Annotated in this window: 10 protein-coding genes, 25 tRNA genes and 1 rRNA gene; 35 read left to right on the plus strand and 1 reads right to left on the minus strand. The window is 42.0% G+C overall.

Features of this window, described 5'->3' with window-relative positions:
* Positions 1-7 precede the first annotated feature (7 nt).
* The 34 genes from rrf (at position 8) to IW510_RS00170 (ending at position 12,676) form a co-directional block, all read left to right on the plus strand.
* A 5S ribosomal RNA gene (gene rrf / locus IW510_RS00005) occupies positions 8-123 on the plus strand.
* A gap of 15 nt (positions 124-138) precedes the next feature.
* Positions 139-211: transfer RNA gene (locus tag IW510_RS00010), tRNA-Val, on the plus strand.
* A 3-nt stretch (positions 212-214) separates the two neighbouring features.
* Positions 215-287 (plus strand) — tRNA-Lys (locus tag IW510_RS00015).
* Between the two features lie 6 nt (positions 288-293).
* Positions 294-375: transfer RNA gene (locus IW510_RS00020), tRNA-Leu, on the plus strand.
* Positions 376-380: 5 nt separating this feature from the next.
* Positions 381-453: transfer RNA gene (locus tag IW510_RS00025), tRNA-Thr, on the plus strand.
* 7 nt (positions 454-460) lie between these two features.
* Positions 461-532 (plus strand) — tRNA-Gly (locus IW510_RS00030).
* Between the two features lie 12 nt (positions 533-544).
* A tRNA-Leu gene (locus IW510_RS00035) sits at positions 545-630 on the plus strand.
* A gap of 12 nt (positions 631-642) precedes the next feature.
* Positions 643-716: transfer RNA gene (locus IW510_RS00040), tRNA-Arg, on the plus strand.
* A gap of 11 nt (positions 717-727) precedes the next feature.
* Positions 728-801, plus strand: a tRNA-Pro gene (locus IW510_RS00045).
* A gap of 16 nt (positions 802-817) precedes the next feature.
* Positions 818-890: transfer RNA gene (locus tag IW510_RS00050), tRNA-Ala, on the plus strand.
* A 12-nt stretch (positions 891-902) separates the two neighbouring features.
* Positions 903-976 (plus strand) — tRNA-Met (locus tag IW510_RS00055).
* A gap of 18 nt (positions 977-994) precedes the next feature.
* Positions 995-1,068, plus strand: a tRNA-Ile gene (locus IW510_RS00060).
* Between the two features lie 37 nt (positions 1,069-1,105).
* A tRNA-Ser gene (locus IW510_RS00065) sits at positions 1,106-1,195 on the plus strand.
* Positions 1,196-1,207: 12 nt separating this feature from the next.
* Positions 1,208-1,281, plus strand: a tRNA-Met gene (locus tag IW510_RS00070).
* Positions 1,282-1,297: 16 nt separating this feature from the next.
* A tRNA-Asp gene (locus IW510_RS00075) sits at positions 1,298-1,370 on the plus strand.
* 4 nt (positions 1,371-1,374) lie between these two features.
* Positions 1,375-1,447: transfer RNA gene (locus IW510_RS00080), tRNA-Phe, on the plus strand.
* Between the two features lie 11 nt (positions 1,448-1,458).
* Positions 1,459-1,529: transfer RNA gene (locus IW510_RS00085), tRNA-Gly, on the plus strand.
* A 5-nt stretch (positions 1,530-1,534) separates the two neighbouring features.
* Positions 1,535-1,608 (plus strand) — tRNA-Ile (locus tag IW510_RS00090).
* Positions 1,609-1,610: 2 nt separating this feature from the next.
* Positions 1,611-1,698 (plus strand) — tRNA-Ser (locus IW510_RS00095).
* A gap of 6 nt (positions 1,699-1,704) precedes the next feature.
* Positions 1,705-1,776: transfer RNA gene (locus IW510_RS00100), tRNA-Glu, on the plus strand.
* Between the two features lie 20 nt (positions 1,777-1,796).
* Positions 1,797-1,886, plus strand: a tRNA-Ser gene (locus tag IW510_RS00105).
* Positions 1,887-1,898: 12 nt separating this feature from the next.
* Positions 1,899-1,972, plus strand: a tRNA-Met gene (locus tag IW510_RS00110).
* A 138-nt stretch (positions 1,973-2,110) separates the two neighbouring features.
* A tRNA-Asp gene (locus tag IW510_RS00115) sits at positions 2,111-2,183 on the plus strand.
* Between the two features lie 11 nt (positions 2,184-2,194).
* A tRNA-Gly gene (locus IW510_RS00120) sits at positions 2,195-2,265 on the plus strand.
* Positions 2,266-2,273: 8 nt separating this feature from the next.
* Positions 2,274-2,347: transfer RNA gene (locus IW510_RS00125), tRNA-Ile, on the plus strand.
* A gap of 20 nt (positions 2,348-2,367) precedes the next feature.
* Positions 2,368-2,439 (plus strand) — tRNA-Glu (locus IW510_RS00130).
* Positions 2,440-2,683: 244 nt separating this feature from the next.
* On the plus strand, positions 2,684-3,526 hold the full coding sequence (gene licT, locus IW510_RS00135; RefSeq protein ID WP_202055508.1) for a BglG family transcription antiterminator LicT: 843 nt from the start codon (positions 2,684-2,686) through the stop codon (positions 3,524-3,526).
* A gap of 138 nt (positions 3,527-3,664) precedes the next feature.
* The gene (locus IW510_RS00140; protein WP_202055510.1) at positions 3,665-5,560 is read left to right on the plus strand and encodes a beta-glucoside-specific PTS transporter subunit IIABC; all 1,896 of its coding nucleotides are present in this window, start codon (positions 3,665-3,667) and stop codon (positions 5,558-5,560) included.
* A 127-nt stretch (positions 5,561-5,687) separates the two neighbouring features.
* Positions 5,688-7,118, plus strand: a complete 1,431-nt coding sequence (locus IW510_RS00145; RefSeq protein ID WP_202055512.1) for a 6-phospho-beta-glucosidase — start codon at positions 5,688-5,690, stop codon at positions 7,116-7,118.
* Between the two features lie 256 nt (positions 7,119-7,374).
* Positions 7,375-8,838: a family 1 glycosylhydrolase gene (locus IW510_RS00150; protein WP_202055514.1), complete on the plus strand. Its 1,464-nt coding sequence runs from the start codon at positions 7,375-7,377 to the stop codon at positions 8,836-8,838.
* 91 nt (positions 8,839-8,929) lie between these two features.
* On the plus strand, positions 8,930-9,739 hold the full coding sequence (locus IW510_RS00155) for a histidine phosphatase family protein (protein ID WP_202055515.1): 810 nt from the start codon (positions 8,930-8,932) through the stop codon (positions 9,737-9,739).
* A gap of 159 nt (positions 9,740-9,898) precedes the next feature.
* On the plus strand, positions 9,899-10,378 hold the full coding sequence (locus tag IW510_RS00160; RefSeq protein WP_202055516.1) for a nucleoside deaminase: 480 nt from the start codon (positions 9,899-9,901) through the stop codon (positions 10,376-10,378).
* A 323-nt stretch (positions 10,379-10,701) separates the two neighbouring features.
* Positions 10,702-11,019 (plus strand): cupin domain-containing protein, encoded by a 318-nt coding sequence (locus IW510_RS00165; protein ID WP_202055517.1) that lies wholly within the window; start codon positions 10,702-10,704, stop codon positions 11,017-11,019.
* A 70-nt stretch (positions 11,020-11,089) separates the two neighbouring features.
* Positions 11,090-12,676 carry a peptide ABC transporter substrate-binding protein gene (locus IW510_RS00170; protein ID WP_442896386.1) on the plus strand — a complete coding sequence of 529 codons (1,587 nt, stop codon included), beginning with the start codon at positions 11,090-11,092 and terminating at the stop codon, positions 12,674-12,676.
* A gap of 74 nt (positions 12,677-12,750) precedes the next feature.
* On the opposite strand, the gene IW510_RS00175 is transcribed toward IW510_RS00170, so the two are convergent.
* Positions 12,751-13,671: a helix-turn-helix transcriptional regulator gene (locus IW510_RS00175; protein ID WP_202055520.1), complete on the minus strand. Its 921-nt coding sequence runs from the start codon at positions 13,669-13,671 to the stop codon at positions 12,751-12,753.
* Positions 13,672-13,801: 130 nt separating this feature from the next.
* Here IW510_RS00175 and IW510_RS00180 point away from each other — a divergent pair, with 130 nt between their 5' ends.
* Positions 13,802-17,083 carry a DUF5107 domain-containing protein gene (locus IW510_RS00180; protein ID WP_202055522.1) on the plus strand — a complete coding sequence of 1,094 codons (3,282 nt, stop codon included), beginning with the start codon at positions 13,802-13,804 and terminating at the stop codon, positions 17,081-17,083.
* Positions 17,084-17,160: the final 77 nt, after the last annotated feature.

The following is a 17,160-nucleotide window of genomic DNA, read 5'->3' on the forward strand; positions in this document are numbered from 1 at the left end:
ACACCAGTGTGGTGGCGATAGCGAGAAGGATACACCTGTTCCCATGCCGAACACAGAAGTTAAGCTTCTTAGCGCCGATTGTAGTGAGGGGTTTCCCCTTGTGAGAGTAGGACGCCGCCGCGCGATTGTTGTAATTATGGAGGTTTAGCTCAGCTGGGAGAGCACCTGCCTTACAAGCAGGGGGTCAGCGGTTCGATCCCGTTAACCTCCATATGAGTCGTTAGCTCAGTTGGTAGAGCATCTGACTTTTAATCAGAGGGTCACAGGTTCGAGCCCTGTACGACTCATAACATGCGGGTGTGGCGGAATTGGCAGACGCACTAGATTTAGGATCTAGCGCCTTACGGCGTGGGGGTTCAAGTCCCTTCACCCGCATAGAAGCCGGCTTAGCTCAGTTGGTAGAGCATCTGATTTGTAATCAGAGGGTCGAGGGTTCAAGTCCTTTAGCCGGCATAGAAATGCGGAAATAGCTCAGTGGTAGAGCACCACCTTGCCAAGGTGGGGGTCGCGGGTTCGAACCCCGTTTTCCGCTTTCGGCAACCTAGCCGGGGTGGCGGAACTGGCAGACGCACAGGACTTAAAATCCTGCGGTGAGTGATCACCGTACCGGTTCGATTCCGGTCCTCGGCATGAGAATAACTTGCACCCATAGCTCAACTGGATAGAGTGTTTGACTACGAATCAAAAGGTTAGGGGTTCGACTCCCTTTGGGTGCATTAGGTTTATACGGGAAGTAGCTCAGCTTGGTAGAGCACTTGGTTTGGGACCAAGGGGTCGCAGGTTCGAATCCTGTCTTCCCGATTTTAATTTGTGATTTGGGGCCTTAGCTCAGCTGGGAGAGCGCCTGCTTTGCACGCAGGAGGTCAGCGGTTCGATCCCGCTAGGCTCCATTTTCATATTTTCGCGGCGTAGCTCAGCTGGCTAGAGCGTCCGGTTCATACCCGGGAGGTCGGGGGTTCGATCCCCTCTGCCGCGATTGTTTTGCTTAGAGCCAGGACCTTTAGCTCAGTTGGTTAGAGCAGACGGCTCATAACCGTCCGGTCGTAGGTTCGAGTCCTACAAGGTCCATCGTGACATTGTAATAGATTAGACTATCAGCTATTATGGAGGATTACCCAAGTCCGGCTGAAGGGAACGGTCTTGAAAACCGTCAGGTGTGTAAAAGCACGCAAGGGTTCGAATCCCTTATCCTCCTTTTTAAAATTATCGCGGGGTGGAGCAGTCAGGTAGCTCGTCGGGCTCATAACCCGAAGGTCGTAGGTTCAAATCCTGCCCCCGCAATTGAAATAAGAATAAAGGTTCCGTGGTGTAGGGGTTAACATGCCTGCCTGTCACGCAGGAGATCGCGGGTTCGATTCCCGTCGGAACCGTTTTGGCTCGGTAGCTCAGTTGGTAGAGCAATGGATTGAAGCTCCATGTGTCGGCAGTTCGATTCTGTCCCGCGCCATTTCCATTTATGCGGGTGTAGTTTAGTGGTAAAACCACAGCCTTCCAAGCTGTTGTCGCGAGTTCGATTCTCGTCACCCGCTTTAATGGGCCTATAGCTCAGCTGGTTAGAGCGCACGCCTGATAAGCGTGAGGTCGATGGTTCGAGTCCATTTAGGCCCATTGGGGAAGTACTCAAGTGGCTGAAGAGGCGCCCCTGCTAAGGGTGTAGGTCGGGAAACCGGCGCGAGGGTTCAAATCCCTCCTTCTCCGTTTCATGGCCCGTTGGTCAAGTGGTTAAGACACCGCCCTTTCACGGCGGTAACACGGGTTCGAATCCCGTACGGGTCATAGCATTAACTTACCAGCATGGAGGATTACCCAAGTCCGGCTGAAGGGAACGGTCTTGAAAACCGTCAGGTGTGTAAAAGCACGCAAGGGTTCGAATCCCTTATCCTCCTTTTTAAAATTATCGCGGGGTGGAGCAGTCAGGTAGCTCGTCGGGCTCATAACCCGAAGGTCGTAGGTTCAAATCCTGCCCCCGCAATTGAGGTTGTGAAAAAAGCGTTTAGCTCTGAGAAATAAGTAGGAGTTATCGAAAATCGCACTTCGGTTTTCAGAAAACTGCAGCTTATTTCCGAGAGAGTTGCTTTTGGAACACCGTTCGTCTTCTGAAAAGAATAAAGGTTCCGTGGTGTAGGGGTTAACATGCCTGCCTGTCACGCAGGAGATCGCGGGTTCGATTCCCGTCGGAACCGTCCTTTTTACTGCGGGTGTAGTTTAGTGGTAAAACCACAGCCTTCCAAGCTGTTGTCGCGAGTTCGATTCTCGTCACCCGCTTTTTTTATGGGCCTATAGCTCAGCTGGTTAGAGCGCACGCCTGATAAGCGTGAGGTCGATGGTTCGAGTCCATTTAGGCCCATTGAAATACTTTTTATGATTGGCCCGTTGGTCAAGTGGTTAAGACACCGCCCTTTCACGGCGGTAACACGGGTTCGAGTCCCGTACGGGTCATAAGCGGTATAGTTACCGCTTTTTCATTTATTTTTATTGAAAGCGTTGACAAATCTATACCCATCATGTAATCTATTGGTATAGACGGTGCACAATTGAATAGTGTTGGATAGTGATTGTTTAAGTACAAGCTAAACCTAGTTATTTCAAAGGAGATGAATTATCGTCTTTTTTGAAGTGGTTAGGTTTTTTTTTGAATAAACGAGTAAAATAAGTATTTGTTTTATTCAGAATGGGGGAAAACATGTTAATTCATAAGATACTTAACAATAATGTAATCATCACTGTTGATGAACATGATCGTGAATTGATTGTGATGGGAAAGGGCTTGGGGTTTAGAAAAAAGCCCGGTGATTTCATTTCCAAGGACAATGTTGACAAGGTCTACCAGCTGACAAATGAGAAAATTTCCCTACAGTTTCAAGAGTTGCTGGAAGACTTACCAATGGAATATTTGGAGATATCCGATGAAATTATTGAGTATGCCAAGAAGGAAATCAATGAGAACCTGAATGAAACGATTTATATATCATTGACGGATCACTTGCATACAGCAATCGAGCGTGTCAAAAAGAATGTCGAAGTCAAAAATGTTTTGTTGTGGGATATCAAACGGTTTTTCCCTGATGAGTTTAAGGTTGGTATGATGGCTATCCAAAAAGTGAAAGAAAGATACGATGTGGAGCTGTCGGAGGATGAGGCTGGATTTATTGCATTACATATTGTGAATGCACAGCAGGATGGCGATGGATCAGGAAACACTTATGAGATTACAAAGATTATGCAGGAAATTATGAATATTATTAAATATTATTTTAAAATCTCATTTGATGAAAGCTCGGTCTATTTCTATCGTTTTACGACACATTTAAAATTTTTTGCCTATCGGATGCTTTCTAAAGGTCAATCTGAGGATGAGACCGATCAGGAATTATTGGAAATCATTAAAACTAAGTATCAAAATGCCTACAACTGTATTGAAAAAATCGACAAGTATCTAATTGCTGCTTATGACTATAAAATCTCGAATGATGAAAAGCTTTATCTGACTATTCATATTGCACGTTTAGTCATTAAAAATAGTTAAAATCTAATCAACCGAAGGAGGGACGAGGTACACCAAGAGAATACCCCTGCGATACCAAAATGGTATGGCTTTGGATCGTGACATTAAGTTGGCGAAACCTCTAAATAAAAAATACACATAAATTTGGAGGAAAAAACAATGGGTAAATATGATGAATTAGCAAAAAATATTGTAAAAGAAGTCGGAGGTAAAGATAACATCAATTCTTTGACGAACTGTATCACGCGTCTTCGTTTTAAACTGAAGGACGAGGGCAAAGCCAATACAGAAGTCTTAAAGAATATGGATGGTATCGTTACGGTAATGCAGGCTGGTGGACAATACCAAGTAGTTATTGGAAACCATGTTCCCGATGTACGTAAAGCGGTAGATGAAGTGATAGGAGTTTTGGAACCGGTGGCTAATGATGGCCCCAAAGGCAATTTATTCGATCGATTTGTAGATATGATCTCATCCATTTTTCAACCAATTCTTGCTCCTTTGTCTGCTGCCGGTATGTTAAAAGGTGTGAATGCTGTTTTAGCATTTGCCTTGGGAGCTACTTATTCAGCTGGTCCGACGTATGCAGTTTTCAATGCAATGGGTGATGGATTATTCCTATTCTTACCAATCTTTATTGGTTACACAGCAATGAAGAAGTTTGGTGGATCCCCGTTCTTAGGAATGATGATTGCTTCCAGTTTGGTTTATACAGGATTTATTGACGGATCAGCGACGGCTGCTTTTGCTGAAAGCGGGGGATTGAATTTCTTTGGTATCCCGTTCTCTATTCCAACTGCTGGTTATGGTTCAACAGTAATGCCGATTATTGCTTCCACAGCGTTTGCGGCGTTACTTGAGAAACAGTTACGGAAAGTTATTCCAGATGTAGTGAAGCTTTTCTTGGTTCCGTTTTTTGCAGCGTTGATTACAGTGCCGTTGACTTTCTTGGTAATTGGTCCAATTATGAATGTTGTGTCTGATGCTTTAGGAAATGGTTTAATTGCGTTGCAAGGCTTCAGTCCGATTCTATTTGGTGCTATTCTTGGTTTCTCTTGGCAAATTCTCGTTATGTTCGGTATGCACTGGGCGCTCATTCCGTTTGTTATTATTGCGTTGTCTCAAGGTCAACCAACACAGCTTCTAGTAGCTTCAGGTGGTGTATCCTTTGCGCAAACAGGTGCGGTTCTTGCAGTAATGTTGAAAACAAAGAACGCGAAGCTGAAAGAACTATCTATTCCAGCATTTATTTCAGGTATCTTTGGTGTAACTGAACCGGCTATCTACGGTATTACTTTACCGAAAAAGAAACCTTTCTGGGCTTCTTGTGTAATCGGTGGTATAACAGGTGCAATCGCTATGAGTTTAGGTATTACAGCATACCAAATGGGTGGTTTAGGTATCTTTAGATATACAGGTCAAATTTCTCCGGATGGAGATATCAAATTTGCAATTTGGAGCATGATTTTGGATGCTGTTGCATTTATTGCTGGTTTTGCATTAGCTTATGCTATTGGATTTAAGGATGATGAAGATGTATCAGCACCAATGTCAAAAGAAGAAGCGAAGCTTGCAGCAACAGGTCAACAAAACAAAATTGGTAAAGATGAAGTAGCTTCTCCGGTTAAGGGGTCTGTATTACCATTAAGTCAGTGTAAAGACCAAGCCTTTGCACAAGGTGCATTAGGTAAAGGTGTACTGATTGAACCAACAGAAGGTATCGTTAGAGCACCATTTGATGGAACTGTCATGACATTGTTCCCAACAAAACATGCGATTGGTCTGATTTCTGATCAGGGGATGGAGCTATTAATTCACATTGGTATGGATACAGTTCAATTAGAAGGTAAGCATTTTGAAGCAAAAGTAGCACAGGGCGACAAAGTGAAAAAAGGTGACGTATTAGTAACCTTTGATATTGAAGCGATTAAAGCAGCTGGATTTAGTGTAGAGACTCCGGTAATTATTACAAATACAGGGGACTATCTGGATATCGTTGAAACACAGAACGGAAAAGTAACTTCAGATGATACACTGATTACAGCCTTAGCTTAATCATATAAAGTTATTAAAATTAAGAATGACAGCTCTCGACAACTGAGGATGAGAGGCAGTGAGTTACTTGCTTTTATCCTTGGTTGACGGGAACGAATCATTTTTACAGTAGGAGAGGATTTTGTAGATGGCATTTAGAAAAGACTTTTTATGGGGCGGCGCAACAGCAGCCAATCAATGTGAAGGCGGATATAACGAAGGCGGACGTGGACTTGCGAATGTAGACGTTGTTCCTATTGGAAAAGATAGATTCCCGATCATTGCCGGAAAGATGAAAATGTTTGATTTTGATGACGAGCACTTCTATCCTGCGAAAGAAGCAATTGACATGTACCATCGTTATAAAGAAGATATTGCTTTATTTGGTGAAATGGGCTTCAAGACTTATCGTTTATCTATTGCATGGACAAGAATTTTTCCAAATGGAGACGAAGCTGAGCCGAATGAAGATGGCTTGAAATTCTATGAAGACCTATTTAAGGAATGCCGTAAATATGGTATTGAGCCATTGGTAACAATCACTCACTTTGATTGTCCAATGCACCTGATTAAAAAATATGGCGCATGGCGTAGTAGAGAGCTTGTTGGTTTCTATGAAAACTTATGTCGTGTGATTTTCAACCGCTATAAAGGGCTGGTTAAGTATTGGTTGACATTTAATGAAATCAATATGATTTTGCATGCACCATTTATGGGCGCGGGTCTTTACTTTGAAGAAGGCGACAATGAAGAACAAGTGAAATTCCAAGCAGCGCACCATGAACTGGTGGCGAGTGCGGTTGCAACAAAAATTGCACATGAAGTAGATCCGGAAAACCAAGTGGGCTGTATGTTAGCTGCAGGAAACTACTACCCTTACACATGTAAACCAGAAGATGTGTGGGCTGGAAAACAAGACGACCGAGAAAACTATTTCTTTATTGATGTGCAATCAAGAGGAGAATATCCTGCGTATGCACTAAAAGAAATGGAACGTAAAGGCATCGAAATCAAGATGGAGGAAGGCGATAAAGAGTTACTGAAGGCTCATACAGTAGACTTCATTTCATTCTCTTATTACTCTTCTCGTGTTGCAACAACGGATCCGGAATTGTTGGAGCAAACAGCTGGGAATATCTTTGCTTCTGTAAAGAACCCATACTTGGAAGCAAGTGAGTGGGGCTGGCAAATTGATCCTCTGGGCTTGAGAATCACAATGAACGATTTATATGATCGTTATCAAAAACCATTGTTTATTGTTGAAAATGGTTTAGGTGCGGTAGATACACCAGATGAAAATGGTTATGTAGAAGATGACTATAGAATCGAGTATATTGCAGCCCATCTCCAAGCGATGAAGGATGCTGTAGAACAAGACGGTGTTGATCTGTTAGGCTATACAACTTGGGGCTGTATCGATTTAGTTAGTGCCGGTACTGGTGAAATGAAGAAACGCTATGGCTTTATTTATGTCGATCGTGACAATGATGGCAATGGAACATTGAAACGTACCAAGAAAAAATCATTTGACTGGTATAAAAAAGTTATTGCCTCTAATGGTGAAGACTTAAGCGTATAGATTTCATTGAATAGTCTATTACATGATGTCTTTTAAGTTGTTTACTAAAGATGCGTCAGGTAAAAGATATTTGCTGGAATCTAGGAACAAAAAAATAGAATAAAAGGCTGAGACGATTTCGGATGTTGATTTCAGCCTTTTAGTTTTGATGGAATGAAACCGATTTATATTTTACTTTTTTATAAAAAAACATTTCCTATTGAGTGGTATGGTTTGATAGACCTAATCGTAAAGGAATTTAGAAGGAGACGAAAACATGGCATTTCCAAAAGATTTTTTATGGGGCGGAGCTACGGCAGCCAATCAATATGAAGGTGGTTATTTATCTGGGGGAAAAGGTCTCAGCACATTAGATGCGATTACCGGGGGAAGCCACACTGAGCCGCGAATGATTACTTACAAGACAAAAGATGGCGCTATTGCGTCCTGTACAAGAGAGCAGGCGCTGCCTGAGGGAGCAACTGGTTATATCGATCCGGAAAGATATTATCCAAGTCATGTAGCGACTGATTTTTATGGTCATTACAAAGAGGATATTGCCCTATTTGCTGAAATGGGCTACAAATGCTTTAGAATGTCGATTGCCTGGTCACGAATTTGTCCAAAAGGAACAGAAGAAATCAATGAAGAAGGCTTGAAATTCTACGATGACGTATTCGATGAGCTATTAAAGCATGGTATCGAACCCGTTGTAACGATTAATCATTTTGATATTCCAATGTATTTAGCAGATGAGCTGGATGGCTGGTCCAATAGAAAAGTAATTGATTATTTTCTGTTTTTCTGTGAAACCCTATTTAAACGTTATAAAGATAAAGTAAAGTATTGGATGACGTTCAATGAAATTAATTTCCTGAGAAGCTGGACACAGATTGGTATCCACAATAATGACCGCCAGTCAAAATATCAAGCAGCACATCATTTGTTTGTTGCCAGTGGGAAGGCTGTAAAATTAGGACATGAAATCAATCCTGATTTCCAAATTGGGATGATGGTTGCCTACATTCCAAGCTATCCTATGACTTGCCGTCCGGAAGATGTCATGGAAGCTTTGCAATTCAATCGCGAGCAGGAATTTTATATTGATGTTCAAGTGAAGGGCTATTACCCTGCACATAAACTGAAAGAATTTGAACGTGATGGAATTGTTATTAAGACTGAGCCGGGAGACGCTGAAATTATTAAAGAAGGAACAGTAGATTATATTGGCTTCAGCTACTATATGTCTACGGTTTCAAGTGCAGATCCGAAAGATGTAAAATATGTAGGCGGCAATCAAATGCCAGCTGTTAAAAATCCATATTTGGAAGAATCCGACTGGGGTTGGGCAGTTGATCCGTTGGGACTGAGAATCTCATTAAGCAGTTTATATGACCGTTACAATGTTCCGTTATTCGTAGTGGAAAACGGTTTTGGTGCAGTCGATCAGCTGGAAGCGGATGGCTCGATTAAGGATGAGTATCGCATTGACTACTTCCAAAAGCATATCCAAGCAATGAAGGATGCGATTGAGTTGGATGGCGTTGATTTAATCGGCTACACACCATGGGGCTGTATCGACTTAGTTAGTGCAGGAACCGGTGAGATGAAAAAACGTTACGGATTTATCTATGTTGACATGGATGACAATGGCAATGGTACACTGAAGCGATCAAGAAAAGATTCATTTTACTGGTATAAAAAGGCAATCGCAACAAATGGGGAAGATTTGTCAAAATAATACGAGAAAATTTGATAGTAAGTAAAAAAGATGGAGCGGGTCTAGGGGGCCAACCAACTCGTTACCGTCACTAAAGAATAGGAGCGAGAAGATGAAAAAGATAGCTAAAGCGATAGGAATATTAGGATTAACATTATTATTTGCAGGATGCGGAAATGGTGCAACGAAAACAGATACAGCAGAGAAAGCTGAAACACCGGAAGAATTAACTATTTACGTTGTTCGTCATGGGAAAACAATGTTGAATACAACAGACCGTGTGCAGGGCTGGTCAGATGCAGTATTGACACCGGCGGGTGAAGAAGTAGTTACTGCTGCCGGAATTGGTTTGAAAGACGTTGATTTCCAAAGTGCATACAGCAGTGACAGTGGTCGTGCGATGCAGACAGCTAAGCTAATCCTTGCTGAAAATAAAACAGCTTCTGAATTGAACTTGAATACAGACGAACGTTTCAGAGAGTTCAACTTTGGTACGTATGAAGGCGATTTGAATCATACAATGTGGCAGGATATTGCAGACGATCAAGGTGTGACATTAGAAGAGTTCATGAAAAATATGACACCTGAATCCTTTGCCAATAGTGTTGCGAAGTTAGATGAAGGTCGCGATGAAGAAGGTGTAAACTGGCCGGCAGAAGACTATAAGACAATTGCAAGTCGTTTGACTGAAGGTCTTGATGCCCTGGTTGAAGCTGAAATGAAAAATGAAGGCTCTGGAAATGTGTTGCTTGTTTCTCATGGTCTGAGTATTTCAGCAATGTTAGATACATTGTTCGATGACTTCAAGATTCCGGAAGGCGGACTGAAAAATGCCAGCGTTTGTACCATCCAATATAAAGATGGTGAATATACATTAGATAAAGTTAATGATTTGAGCTATGTAGAAGCTGGACAAAAATAGAAATAACTATCGAAGTGTCGAAGGAGCGTTTTCCGAAATACGGTTCATTCGACTTGCAGAGGCTGCGACAATTTTATGTCGAGCCTCTGTTTTTTCTTATAAAAAATAGTACAATAACAGGTATAGGATTTGATAGAAGGAAAAGTTTAGGAGGATTACATGGAAAACAGACATATTGATTTATTAAAAAGATGTATTGAGATTTCTAAAGATGCTCGTGCCCATGGGAATACGCCTTTTGGGGCTCTTTTAGCGGATAAAAATGGCAAGATACTTCTGGAGCAGGAGAATGTCGAAATCACGGAGCATGTCTGTATTGGCCATGCGGAGACAATGCTGGTAGCCGCCGCTTCAAGGAAGTTTGAAAAAGAATTCCTTTGGGAGTGTACCTTATATACGACAGCCGAGCCTTGTGCTATGTGTACAGGAAGTATCTATTGGGGGAATATCGGATGTATTGTTTACGCGATGACAGAGAAGCGTCTGTTGGAGCTAACTGGAGACAATGAGCAAAATCCAACCTTTGATTTACCTGCGAAAGAAATCTTGGCAAGAGGACAAAAGGAGATACAGGTCATCGGGCCATTTCCAGAACTGGAAAAGGAAGCAGCAGCTGTTCATGAAGGGTATTGGAACTAAAAAATGGTTATCTGAAGTGAGGTTGGGCCAAAAGTGTTTTGCTTCAAAGACTTGGCTCTTTAGAGCTTAGCATTTGATGAGATCGAAACGAAGTGTAGTGCAGCTTTTGGACCACCGTTTATTCGGATTTTAGGTGTAAGAAGAGTTGGATGTTTATTTCTGTCCCAGACACATTTTTTTGTGGTGAAGTGCATGAGCTAGTTATTTATTCAATAAAACACTAAAAATTCTGAATTTTCTAAAAAAACATTGACTTCTACTTTTAATAAAGCAATAATAAATACTATCACAGTAAAAATGATTGAGGAACAGGAGGAGATAAGATGATCATAAAACCAACATTACCACAGGAAATGAACATCTTCTTTGATCAGGAGAATCACCCAAACAAACGGGTGCAAATGGGAGTAATTACCTTACAACCAGGAGAAAAGAGACCGCTTGAAGGATTTTCCAGACACGATCAGGATGAATACTCTTATGTTATTTCAGGAGCTGCTCACACTATTTTAGAGGATGGTCAGGACTTGGTCGGGAAACCAGGTGATGCTCAGCTGATTGAAGCAGGAGAAGGGCACATTAACTATAACGATGGAGACGAGCCAGCAGTGGTTGTTTGGATGCTGGTGGAACGCGAGTAAAAAAGAAGGTACGGGGGATAAGAAAATGAAAAAACAATTGATGATAGCAGGAGTTGTCGCAGCGGGGTTGATGCTGACTGCCTGTTCTGGGAATGATGATAAGAAAGAAACGAAGGAGACGACACCACTACAACTGATGTCTGTTTCAGAGCTGACATCCTTAAATACTTCAGTCATGCTGGATTTTCCAGATGCGATTGTACAGACTGCTGCATTTGAAGGACTTTATGCTTTGGATGAAAATGACGAGGTTATTCCGGCTGTTGCTAAAGAGATGCCTGAAATTTCAGAGGATGGAAAGACATATACCATCAAGCTGCGGGAAGATGCGGTCTGGAGTAACGATGAACCGGTGACCGCCAATGATTTTGAATTTGCATGGAAGAAAATGATTGATCCGGCGAATGGCTTGGTATACAGCTTTTTAGTTGTTGAAACGATTGAAAATGGTGCTGAGATTTCCAATGGAGAGAAAGATCCGGATGAGTTGGGTGTCAAGGCACTTGATGATTATACGCTTGAAATTAAGCTGACAGATGCTAAGCCGTATTTCACCTCGTTATTGGCTTTCCCAACATTTTTCCCACAGAATGAGAAGGCTGTAGAAGAATACGGGGATGCTTATGGAACAACTAGTGAAGATGTTGTGTACAATGGTCCGTTTGTCGTGGAAAATTGGAAGCAGACAGATATGAACTGGGATTTGGTAAAAAATGAGAAGTACTGGGATAAAGAAAATGTGAAATCAGATGAGATTCATTACGAAGTGGTAAAAGAAGCCTCTACGGCTCTGAACCTGTTTGAGGATGGTCAACTGGATGTCGCAACAATCACAGGGGAAATTGCCAAACAGAACCAAAACAATGATGATTTCCACTCTTATCCAACTGCTACGATGAATTACATTCGTTTGAATCAGGAGCGGGCCGGTAAAGACACGCCGCTGAAAAATGAGAATTTGAGAAAGGCGCTGGCTCTGGGAATCGATAAGGAGACCTTGGTTAATAATATCATTGCTGACGGTTCTAAGCCGTTATACGGAGCGGTGACAGAAGGCTTTGTGTCGAATCCTGAAACGGGAGAGGATTTCCGTGCAGAAGCCGGAGATTTAATGACCTATGACAAGGAAGCTGCGCTTTCCTATTGGAAGAAAGCACAGGCTGAATTGGGAGATAAGGTCACTTTAGAGCTGATGGTAACGGACGACGGTTCTTACAAGAAAATGGGTGAAAGTATCCAAGGAGCATTGCAGGAGCTGTTTGAAGGACTGACAGTCGATGTTAAAGCACTGCCGACAGAAACAGCATTGAATTTTGGTAGAGAAAGTGATTATGATATGTTCCTGATTTACTGGACGCCGGATTACAAAGATCCTATTTCTACATTGAAAATGCTGTATAGCGGAAATGATCGCAACTATTCCAACCCAACCTATGATCAATTACTGGATGATGCGTCTACGAAATACGCATTAGAGCCTGAAAAACGTTGGGAGACATTGATTGCAGCTGAAAAAGAAGTGATTGAGACAACGGCTGGAATGATTATTATCAGTCAGAATCAACAATCTGTCCTGCAAAATGCAAACGTCAAAGGGCTGAATTATCACACTTTTGCTGCACCGTTAACCCTAAAAAATGTGTACAAAGCTGAATAAGATATAGTAAAAAAGACTTAGGAGCTGAACAGTCACTGTTTGGCTCCTGAGTCTTTCTTTTGGTTAGAGGACGATTATTGTGAGGTAACAGAAGGAGGGCTATCTTGGAAATCTTGATTTGACTGGTTTTTGGCACGGTATTCCTTTGGGGACATCTGCATAATTTTTTTGAAAATTCGGGAAAAATAGTACGGGTCTTGATAGCCGACTTTTTTTGAAATCTCATAAATTTTCAGTTTTGACAGCTTTAAGTATTTACATGCCTGCTCAATACGCATTTCAATTAAATAATCGATTGGGGATTTTCCGGTGTATCTCTTGAATAAAGAGCTTAGATAGCTTGCTGAAATTTTTAGATGCGCGACTAAATCGTTCAATGTGATTTCTTGTTCAATATGTTCATGCATGTAGCGGATGCTTTTTGTTAAATAGATGTTTTGCTGATCCGCCGTTAAATGATCCTTTAGAAAGTAAATTTCAGATAGTATCAGCTTAAGTAGTTGGGACATACAGATAACTGTCTCAAAAGAGCTGACAGTTTCTCCTAAATCGAATAAATCAATAAAATGTTTTTGGAGTAAAGAGTTCTTTTCTTTCGAACGAACCTCAATCATTTTCTTATCATTGAGATGGAAAGCATCGGCAAAATCTGTACTGAAATGCATCCATAGAATGGACCAGGGATCGTACTCGTCTGAATAATAATAATGTCCAGTTCTTCTGGGGATACAAAAAATATCTCCACGTTGGAGTGTTACGGCCTGTCCGGTGCTCAGCTCGACATGTCCTTTTCCATCAATACAATAAATCAGGATATATTCGTCCACACCGTTTGAGCGCTCCCGATAGTGGTATTTAGCATTAGGATAGTAACCAAGCTCCAATAAAAAGGTATTGGAAATTAAAGGATGGGAAGTCAGTTCGGTTGATGAGTCATAGGGAATAATAATATGCCGCTCATCCTTGAACCCGTCTTTTTTCTTAATAAAGTTCATAAACATTTCCTCCTATATTTTAGCATTATAGCAAGAGAGAATAATATAGTCCATGATTGATTGATTTAACCTATTTTTTTGAAAGGGCTGTCATATTATGATGAAGCTAATAAATTGATAGGAGGAATCAATGTTGAAGGGACAAGTAACTGCAATTGAAAAAAATCTAGTCATCCCCACATATCTAACTTCTGAACCGGATAAAAATCCACTGTTCTTTGAAAAGCGTGTATATCAAGGAAGCAGCGGAAAAGTCTATCCACTGCTGATAACCGAGAAAATATTTGATGAAAAAACCGAGGTTGAGTACCCGGCGGTGATTTTAGAAAATGACTATCTTCAGGTAACCATCTTACCGACGTTAGGCGGACGAATTCAAAGAGCTTTAGACAAAACAAATAACTATGATTTTGTTTATTATAATCACGTGATTAAGCCTGCACTTGTTGGGTTGATTGGTCCCTGGATATCAGGCGGCATCGAGTTCAATTGGCCGCAGCATCATCGACCAACAACCTTTATGCCGACGGAATACCAAATTGTGCAGAATACTGATGGCAGCCAGACAGTCTGGGTCAGCGAAATTGATCAGATGTACGGAACCAAGGGGATGGCTGGTTTTACTCTGTATCCGGATAAGGCTTATATCGAGATTACAGGGAAAGTATACAATCGAACAGATATTCCACAGACTTTTTTATGGTGGGCGAATCCGGCAGTTCCGGCGAATGACCATACCTTGTCAGTTTTCCCTCCGGATGTACATGCAGTAATGGATCATGGAAAACGAGCAGTTTCAGATTTTCCAATTGCTACAGGAACCTATTATAAGTACGACTATTCAGCAGGAGTCGATATCTCCAAGTATAAGAATATCAAGGTACCGACCTCTTACATGGCGTATCATTCTGATTATGACTTTATTGGCAACTATGACGAACAGCTGCAGGCAGGTCTGCTGCATGTTGCCGATCACCATATTTCTCCCGGTAAAAAGCAATGGGTTTGGGGGAACAGCGATTTTGGACAGGCTTGGGATCGAAATCTAACAGATGAGGATGGTCCGTACGTTGAGCTGATGACGGGGGTATTTACCGATAATCAGCCTGACTTTACTTGGCTCAAGCCATATGAAGAGAAGGAGTTCAAGCAATACTTTATGCCATATAAAGGTGTTGGGCGCGTCAAAAATGCTACGATTCAAGGAGCGGTCAATGTCGAAATTATTAATGGAGAGATTCAGTACACGGTGTATAGCACAGAAAAGCAGACACAAGCGACTATCAGAATCTTTAAAGACAAAGAGCTGCTATATAGCGAAACAGTAGACTTATCGCCTGAAAGCTATCAACAAAATAAGACCGGTGTGGCTGCAGCAGCGTTTGATGAACAGTTTGAGATTCAAGTGGTGAATCAGGAAAATCAGCTAATCGTTGCGTACCAAGGGTTCACTTCAAAAGAGCAGGAACTGCCCGAACCAGCGGAAGAGCTGCCGAAACCGGAAAAAGTCAAAACTACAGAGGAGCTGTTTTTAGCGGCCACACATATTGAACAGTACCGTCACGCAACCTCTGATGCAGAAGCGTACTATCTGGAAGGCTTGAAACGGGATCAGGAGGACATTCGCCTGAATAATGGCTATGGCATGTTCTTATATAAGCGTGGTGAATTTACCAAGAGCATCTCTTATTTGAAACAGGCCGTCCAAAAGCAAAAATGGAAATCACCTAATCCGTTGTATGGAGAACCGCTATTTAACTTGGGCTTGGTTCAGCTGCAGCTTGGTAACTATGCAGAAAGCTATGACAGCTTTTATAAAGCAACATGGAATGCTGATACGCAAAGCGCTGCATTCTTTCAGCTGGCTTGTTTGGAAATGAAGCAAGGCAAGATACAGGAGGCTTTGGATTTTGTAGAGAAATCTTTGGTACGTAATGCATATAACATGAGAGCAAGAGCTTTAAAGGCTGCGATTCAGCGGAAACTAGGGTTGGATTCAACAGAATGGTTATCAGAAACTTTATCAATCGATCCGTTGGACTTAGCCAGTCATTTCGAGCGTTATCTGGTTACTGTGGATACAACATGGAATAAGGTTATGAGAAACAGTTTAAACAACTACTTGGAGCTGGCATTGGATTACTATCATTTTGGCTTATATAGTGAGGCACAGATTATTTTAGAGGCGTGTCCATCAGATTCGCCGTTGCTGTCTTACTATCAGGCATATTTTTATCTTAAGCAGGGAGAAAAAGAAAAAGCCATTAAGGCCATCCGCAAGGGAGAGCTAGGCTGTCCGGATTACTGCTTCCCAAATAAATTGGCAGAGATTCATATTTTACAGACGGCAATTAATCTGCTGCCAAACGAGACGGGCTATGCGTCGTACTATTTAGGAAATCTGTTTTATGATAAACGCAGGTATGAGGAAGCTATTCAGCTATGGGAAAACAGCCGAGCACAGCTGCCAGACTTCCCAACAGTGTATCGAAATCTGTCCTTTGCCTATTTCAATCAGTTGGCTAATCTGCCGCAAGCTTGGCAGCTTATCAAGCAGGCTTCAGATATTGACCCGACGGACGCACGGATTTTGATGGAAAGAGATTTAGTTGCTCAGAAACTGGGTATCAGTGTAAGTGAGAGACTGGCAACGCTTGAGTCGCGGATGGAGACAACCGCTTATCGGGATGATTTGTTCATTGTATATATCAGTTTGCTGAACAATCAAAAGCGTTACAAGGAAGCCTTGGAGCTGTTAAAAGCTCGCCGTTTTCATCCATGGGAGGGGGGCGAAGGCAAAGTCAGTGCACAGTATATGTACAGTTTAATTGAACAGGCAAAAGAGCTGCTGCTTACTAATCCGAAACAGGCGATTCACTATTTACTGGAGTCACAGACGTATCCGGAAAATCTGGGCGAAGGCAAGCTGCCGAATGTAGAAGACAATTTATCTAACTACTACATTGCAAAAGCCTACGAGACGCTTGGGGATACCCAACAAGCAGCTGCCTATTACGAAATGGCCGGCTGTGGTACAAATGAGCCGGAGAGTGTTCTTTATTATTATGATCAGCCGGCAGACTCTATTTTGTATCGGGGCTTGGCCCATGAAGCGCTCGGGCATGAAGAGGCAGCACACAGCTGTTATTATCAGTTGATTCGCTATGGGAAGAAGCATTTGTTTGAAGAGGTTGCCTATGATTTCTTTGCGGTATCTATGCCGGAGACAGTGGTATTTAAGAATGATTTGACGAAAAATAATCAAGTATATTGCCGATATTTGATTGCGTTAGGGAATATCGGTCTAAAGGAAAATGAAAAGGCTGAAAAGCTGCTGCAGGAAATTTTGCTTGAGGTGCCAGATCATCAAGGAGCTATTCGACATTTGGCAATGGTTCAACAGGAAGGGTAAAAAAGTATAGAAGGATGGAACAGAAGAGTGGCCCCAATGTGTAAAAGCATGGGCTGCTGCTTCTGTTCTGTTGTTGC

Origin of the sequence: Enterococcus sp. BWR-S5 (assembly GCF_016745255.1) — a bacterium.
In the GTDB taxonomy this organism is placed as follows: domain Bacteria; phylum Bacillota; class Bacilli; order Lactobacillales; family Enterococcaceae; genus Enterococcus_L.

Coding starts and splice junctions, on each gene's coding strand:
- licT (WP_202055508.1), top strand. CDS start 2,684: ATGTTAATTCATAAGATACTTAACAATAATGTAATCATCACTGTTGAT.
- IW510_RS00140 (WP_202055510.1), top strand. CDS start 3,665: ATGGGTAAATATGATGAATTAGCAAAAAATATTGTAAAAGAAGTCGGA.
- IW510_RS00145 (WP_202055512.1), top strand. CDS start 5,688: ATGGCATTTAGAAAAGACTTTTTATGGGGCGGCGCAACAGCAGCCAAT.
- IW510_RS00150 (WP_202055514.1), top strand. CDS start 7,375: ATGGCATTTCCAAAAGATTTTTTATGGGGCGGAGCTACGGCAGCCAAT.
- IW510_RS00155 (WP_202055515.1), top strand. CDS start 8,930: ATGAAAAAGATAGCTAAAGCGATAGGAATATTAGGATTAACATTATTA.
- IW510_RS00160 (WP_202055516.1), top strand. CDS start 9,899: ATGGAAAACAGACATATTGATTTATTAAAAAGATGTATTGAGATTTCT.
- IW510_RS00165 (WP_202055517.1), top strand. CDS start 10,702: ATGATCATAAAACCAACATTACCACAGGAAATGAACATCTTCTTTGAT.
- IW510_RS00170 (WP_442896386.1), top strand. CDS start 11,090: ATGCTGACTGCCTGTTCTGGGAATGATGATAAGAAAGAAACGAAGGAG.
- IW510_RS00175 (WP_202055520.1), bottom strand. CDS start 13,671: ATGAACTTTATTAAGAAAAAAGACGGGTTCAAGGATGAGCGGCATATT.
- IW510_RS00180 (WP_202055522.1), top strand. CDS start 13,802: ATGTTGAAGGGACAAGTAACTGCAATTGAAAAAAATCTAGTCATCCCC.